A 4,694-nucleotide genomic window follows, 5' to 3' on the forward strand; every position below is an offset into this window, starting at 1 on the left:
ATCCGTGACGGCCGCCAACGTGCACGACACCCACGAACTCTTCCCGCTCCTCGACTCCGTGCCTGCCGTGAGAATGCCCTCGGGTCAGCGTCGGCTCCGTCCTGGGAAGCTGCATGGCGACAAGGCCGTTGAATCCAAGGAGAGACTCGGTCTCTACCGCTGGGTCGTGGAACGAACCCAGGCCTGGAAGAATTTGTTAGAGCCTGTAAATAGCTCACTCCTCGCGGCGCTCGCCGAGCACGGCCGAGGTCCGCCTTCAATCCTTCCGGCACGTCGTCGGCCGGACGGTTACCCGCCTCGCGCTCCCGGATAGGTTCGCGATGATGTCAGCTGGAACGATTCGGTCCTGCTCAGAGCCGCCGCCCACGAAAGAATTGGTACATCTCCCATCGGCGCCCGCCTGCATCGCCACCCGCTCCCCGTCTGCGAATGAGTGGGAGATGGACAGGATCTCCGCATTCGTTCCACACAGCAACCGCGACAGCAGCCCGGAGGCGTCGAACTTGCCCACGAACACACCGATGGATCTCGCCAGCACGCACGGCGCGCTCCACAGCCATTCGCGTTGAGCTGCGAATAGCATTTCAAATTCACATTCAGGACACACCGAAACGCACCCGCATACGAAGTTCTCCACTCATCATAAAGACAAGTCCGCCCGCCTCATATCACGTAAAGCAGAGACATCCACTCATCTTTCGGGGCGACGACCCGTCCTCGACTCGGCCGCACCAAACAGGGCATCCAAGTCCGTTCCATTCTCCCTAATGGCCCATTCCCGCACATGTCCTTCGCACGCGCTCGATATCTCAATTGGGTATTCACCAATGAAACCCACCCCTGCTTGGTGAAGATGTTGACGAACGCCCATCAAGCATTTCGGACACACCAAATACGACTCGCCGTAATCGTCGAAAACATACTCAACCTCGCACGCGCCGCCAAACTCCACCGCCCGCGCCACATGTTCACAGCAGTACGACGACGACACTTCCCCATGCGCTTCACACAGATACATATCTACTCCTTTGTACTACTTGATCAGATGCGTGACGGTCCTTGAGGAGGAGCGCGAGCGCTGCGTCTGCGGAGGCACAGCGGACAATGGCCGAGGCGGCGCAGTAGCAGATGCTGAAGGCGCCGACGCACCTGGGGCAGCGTCCAGGGAATCCTCCTCCGGGGGGAAAAGCGCTCGACGGAGCGCGAGGAAGCCATGGGCCACCATGCAAAGCGTGGCATGGTGGTGAAAGCCTCTCCAGGTGCGGCCCTCGAAGTGGTCCAGGCCGACTTCGCCTTTCATCTCCTGGTAGTCGCGCTCGACGCGCCAGCGCAGCTTCGCCAGGTTGACGAGGCGTTTGAGAGGCGTGTCTTCCGGCAGAGACGCGAGGTAGTACTTCGTTGGCGCAGCCTCTCCCGGCGTCCACTCGCACACGAGCCACTCGGGAGCGCCGGGCGCCTTGCGCACGACATGGCCTTCGGCGACCTGGATTCGCACCGCGGCGAAAGTGGAGGACTGCGTGCCGCGGCTACCCTCGCGCCAGCTGATGCGGCGGTACTCCTCCTCGGGTAACTGGCGCGCCAGCTCTTCAATCGTCCAGGGCTGCACGCCGCTGTCGTCGATGAGACGAGTCCGGGGGCGTCCGGATGCGCCCGCCTTCTTCACCGGCAGGTGCGGCGTCGCACCCGGAGGCCACACCTTGTGCTGCCCCGGCACCGCGACGAGGTAGGGCAGGCCGCGTGCCGTGAGGCCTTCTCGAAACTCCCGACAGTTGCCATACCCCGCATCCGCTAGGACGACGTGCTTGCGCACGCCCCACTTCAACGCGTCATCCAATTGCGACAGCGCCAATTCCCATTTTCGCGTGGCGCCCACCTCTTCGGGGACTCCGGCCGCCTTGCGCCGGGCCTTGTCCGTCGCCCACTCCTCGGGCAGGTACAGCCGCATGCCAATGCACCCGCTGCCGCGTGCCCCAGCCAGATGCAGGCTGACGGCCACCTGGCAGTTGTCCGTGCGCCCCAGCGTCCCCGAGTACTGGCGTGCCACGCCGACCGAGTGCTTCCCCTTCTTCGGAAAGCCCATGTAGTCCACCACCAGTGCTTCCACCTCCGGCAGCCGCTCTTCCAGCCTCCGCGCCAGTCGCTCCCTCAGCGCCTCGTCGCTCCACGTCCCTTGCGAGACGCACTGCTGCAGTCGCTGGCGCATTGCCTCCACTTCCCCGGCGTCCTCCACCAGCCGGGCCGCCATTGGCTCGATGCTCTTGCGCTCCCCATCCAGCAGCAGGCCCGTGACGTAGGCCTCCATCGCGCGCCGTCTCTCCAGTCGCCCCATTCCGGCGACCATCTCTTCAAGGTAGGCGCCCAGCGCCTCATCCAGTTTCTTGAGCTGCCCGGGTGTCATCCCGACCGTAGATCACACGGGGCATCTGGATTCAAGTGACCGGGTAGTAGTAAGGCGCGCTAGGGCCAGGCTGATTGAAAAAGCGTATGATGCAACGAAATTTAGAGGGGAGGCAAAGATCTATGTTCCCCGCGGGACGAAAGCCTTCGAGAAGGCCGAGGAGCTATTGGCGCAGGAAGATCTCGGTCCGCTGAGATATGATGGGCGGGATATTAATAGTTGTGCGAGTGTTGGGTGGTTGCTGATTGAGACGGGAGGGGAGATGTTCCTCGACATAGGGCCGAGTGGCGTGCGTTTGCTTATAGGATGTTTCCCAAGATTGGCTCTTCCTCAAAGGCTCCGAGGTGACGAATGGCAATGATTGACTGCTTGGAGCATGGATTGACCGAGGGTGTTCTTTGCTGTGTTCATGTGTTGGAGGCTATCGGATGGCGACAGAGGTGCTCCTTTGATTTTGTTTTTGATGAGTTTGGTGCCCCATATGTGATTTGCCCGGCATGTCGTGAGGTGGCTCGCGGGCATGTGAGAAGTACTCCTGTTGGACGGGTTGTGAATTATCCGTTGGATTTGAACTTTAGTTGTGCTGGTCATGTTCGAGCTTGGGCTTCGGCGGCAAACCATACTGAGTGGGATTCCGCGTATGGTGCTGCTGTGGCTCGAACGGAGAGACGCCCTGAGCGGTAAGGGCCTATTCCGGTAGGGAAGAAGTCGGCCTGGAGTTACACCGGTCTCGTGGCTCTCCCGCACATTGTGTGGAGCCCCCCTGACCTGCCTGGGCACATGCGGTGACCGTCACGTCCCAAGAAGATGCGGATGCGACGGTAGCCGTACCTCGGGTACTGCAGGGCGAGTTCGCGCATCCGCTCCACGACAGGCCTCTCCCGCTGTGCCTTCTGCGACACGTACCCCAAGGCCGAACGCGCCACCCGCAACAGCCTGCATGCTCGCCGGGTGGACAGCCCCCGAGCGCGGGCATACTCCACCTGCTGTCTTCGCGCGGGGGCGCTCACCATTTTTTGCTTGGATTTCCTTCAGCACTTCGATGTCCAAGTCCCGCTCAGCCAGCAGCTTCTTCAGCCGGGCATCCTCCGCCTCCAACTGCTTCAGCCGCTTCGTGTCGTTGGCGTCCATGCCCCCGAAGCGCTTGCGCCATGCGTAGACCGTCGGCTCGCTCACTCCGTGCTTCTTCGCGGTCTCCGGTACTGACGACCGCTCCGCCTCGCGCAGGATCGCGACCATCTGCTCTTCGCTGAACCGACTCTTCTTCACTGCCTGCCTCCGTGGTGGCCGGAGACGGCATCCTCTCAAGCTTCACGTGGTCCGAAAATCCCAGAGCATGTCACCTCGGCTACCAGTCTCCCGCTAACTATGAGAAGAGGTACCGAACTGCGGCATGGCCCCACCAAGTCGCCAGGACTCAACGAGACCGGTGTAACTCCAGAGTGAGCTTGGGCGGCTTTGGGATAGAACTCGATAGACTGAAAATGAATGGGATGAATTTGGAGTCGCCAGCATATTTTGATGTTTGGGGCCGTATGGAGCAAGGAACTCGAGCTCGAGTGGCGAAGTGGTTTGCGCTGGAACGAGGAATATTGGTGTCGGAAGTAATGAGGGGAATTCTGCGTGGCAAGGACGATGGCGACTTTGTTCGATTTTTTTCGATGATTGGGTGGTGCGATGTCGCCGTGGTCACGGGGCGACTGGTTGGCGTTGGCGATTCGACGAAGGTTGTTGTTGTTGAGAGTGGGGCGGAGCCTGGTGTTGATCTGTTGTTTTGCGAGATTCATGAGGTGTACTTTTCGGGTCCTTGTTGCCCTGTGTGTTCTGGATTCTATATTGAGACGGTCGAGGATGGGCGGTCCATTGCTGCGAGTAATGTCGCGACGGGGAGTTGGCGAACGTGCCGCAGGCGAGATGAGTAGAGGTCGGCCCTATTGGCAGTAGTCCTACAGCTGCAGTTTGAACCGCGCCGTTCGGGCCCGGTAGTGGCGCTGCATGGCCACGGCCTGATGGTGGCGTCGCCAGCGACTCCACGCCAGGATCGCCCAGGCCCTCGGCCGCGCCGTCATCCAATCCCAGGGCCACCGCGTCCTCTACCGCGAAGCCCACCACCTGCTCGAGGAGCTGGCCGAGTCCAGCCTCGAGGGCACCCGCCGTCAGAAGTTCGACGCGCTCACCAGCGCCCCGCTGCTCATCATCGATGACCTGGGCATGCGCAAGCTGCCCGCCACCGCCGCCGAGGACCTGCTCGAGCTCATCATGCGCCGCTACGAGAAGGCCTCCACCCTCATCACCT

The 4,694-nt window shown here is 61.4% G+C and carries 2 protein-coding genes and 1 pseudogene; 1 reads left to right on the top strand and 2 read right to left on the bottom strand.

All coding sequences use genetic code 11. From position 1 onward, the window contains the following. Nucleotides 1–1,033: 1,033 nt before the first annotated feature. Complete coding sequence (locus tag LZ198_RS42475) at nt 1,034–2,398, bottom strand: IS701 family transposase (protein WP_253977883.1); 1,365 nt, start codon at nt 2,396–2,398, stop codon at nt 1,034–1,036. 740 nt (nt 2,399–3,138) lie between these two features. After that, a pseudogene (locus LZ198_RS42480) lies at nt 3,139–3,667 on the bottom strand (transposase); the annotation flags it as partial. Between the two features lie 798 nt (nt 3,668–4,465). Between LZ198_RS42480 and LZ198_RS43805 the strand changes: the two are divergent. Beyond that, the coding region (locus LZ198_RS43805; protein ID WP_407667519.1) for an ATP-binding protein at nt 4,466–4,694 on the top strand (229 nt) is incomplete at its 3' end.

It is taken from the genome of Myxococcus dinghuensis (genome assembly GCF_024198235.1).
Taxonomy (GTDB): Bacteria; Myxococcota; Myxococcia; order Myxococcales; family Myxococcaceae; genus Myxococcus; species Myxococcus dinghuensis.

Coding starts and splice junctions, on each gene's coding strand:
- LZ198_RS42475 (WP_253977883.1), bottom strand. CDS start 2,398: ATGACACCCGGGCAGCTCAAGAAACTGGATGAGGCGCTGGGCGCCTAC.